The 1,633-nt window shown below is 46.4% G+C and carries 1 protein-coding gene; it reads right to left on the bottom strand.

Annotation, left to right across the window (positions count from 1 at the left end):
* Positions 1 to 1,193: caspase family protein (locus tag ACE1CM_RS20485; protein WP_374879841.1), on the bottom strand; the 1,193-nt coding region annotated here is incomplete at its 3' end.
* Positions 1,194 to 1,633: the final 440 nt, after the last annotated feature.

Raw genomic sequence — 1,633 nt, 5'->3', positions numbered from 1 at the left:
TCCACAATCAGTAATGTGCGCGGTGATTTCGAGGCTCTAATCAACCGTGCCAAACCCGTCGATCCTTGTGAAATTGCTTCCTCTGCCTCTCGTAACTGCTTTGCACGTTCAATATCCGTCACCTCCTCATCCAGAAACGCCGTTGCCAAACTCACCAACGGTTGTTCTCCTGGGGTAAAAATCCGTATTTTCCATTCTTCCGTTCCCGGTAATCTGCGCTCCTGTTGCAACTGATAGATCAACCCCGCCCGGAGTAAGGAAGACTTGCCACTCCCGGAAACTCCCAACACTGCCAAAAAATTTCCCTTACCAATCTGAACTCGCTCAATTAGCTTTTGGGTCAATGCTTCCCGTCCATAAAAATAGGTCGCATCTTCGACATCAAAAAAACGCAACCCTTTATAAGGACAGACATCTGAAGGCGTAGGGATAAAAACCTGCTCTCGTTCGCCTGTCAGAATAATTTCGCGGTTGGGATTGTACCAAATTGGCTGTTGGGGAACGTCCTTAAGCGCTTGAGCAATATACTCGATTAACTTGTCATTGTTGACTACACCATCTGGCTGTTTCGAGGGGTCGAGTCCTTCCCACAATGCTTGAGAAAACACGCCATGCTGTCCTTGAATATCTCCCTCAGCAACTTCAAATTCCCGCGCTGCTGCAATCAAAAACCTCGTCCGCTCCTGACCTGCTGTGCCTAAATCTGCCTCGGCAAAATTGAGTAATTCGCCACTGTAGCAGCAATCTAGCCAAACAATTTGCTGCTGTACCTGACTCTTTTGCAACAGTTCTCGCAACCATCGCAAAGAAACTCCCCACTGATTCTTTTGAGGATGAGTATCGCTGGTTGCTAGAAAACCTTCCGTAACTCCACCCCGATTTTTCCGCAACCCATGACCGCCAAAATACAGCAAAGCTGTCTCTGGAATGCTTTCTCCTACAGGGTTAAACAGTCTGATAATCGCATCTTCCAGAGCATCTGTTTGTACTAGCGCCCCAGCAGCAACCCGACGCTGCCCTTCTTCGATCGTTTCTGGCAACCGTCGCACGCGAAACCCGCCATACTCTTCTAAGCGTTGGGCGATCGCTTCGGCATCGTTAGCAGGGGTCGAAAGATGTTTCGCCTTGCTCGTCGGAGTATCCTTCAGAAAGGGATACTGATTAATCCCCACTACCAACGCATCTCGATTCATCGCTTCAGAGTCCGTCTGCGCTCGATACCTTAGTTTTGCTAACTAATATAGTGGTTAAATCTGATACGCAGGGTAGCTTGTCCAGCAAACGGTAACAATTTTTCATACCATCCCGAATATATTGCGCGTTGAGACAATGAATTCGAGGGAAAAGCTAAATGTATTTCTTGATACAGTCTGCCACAAAAGTCTAAATGTGCCGTTTACATAGCTGGTTCCAATGCTATTGCAGAGAGTGCGATCGCCTTCTTTTTCCCGCCATTTAAAATTTAAAATATATTGATTGCTCCCACTGAAAGTATGGCTAATTTAAAAACACCTAAATCCACGCATCTTATTTCCTCTGCCAATCGAAGATCGCCGAGTTTAAACTCGCGTTTTATCGGTAATCCCTGGATAAATCAAGCTGCCAACAACCTTGATAAAATTGGCTGGTTATT

The sequence above is a fragment of the Microseira sp. BLCC-F43 genome, assembly GCF_041929235.1.
In the GTDB taxonomy this organism is placed as follows: Bacteria; Cyanobacteriota; Cyanobacteriia; order Cyanobacteriales; family Aerosakkonemataceae; genus Microseira.
The sequence above is the reverse complement of the archived record's forward strand: the minus strand, read 5'-3'. Positions and strand labels throughout refer to the sequence as shown.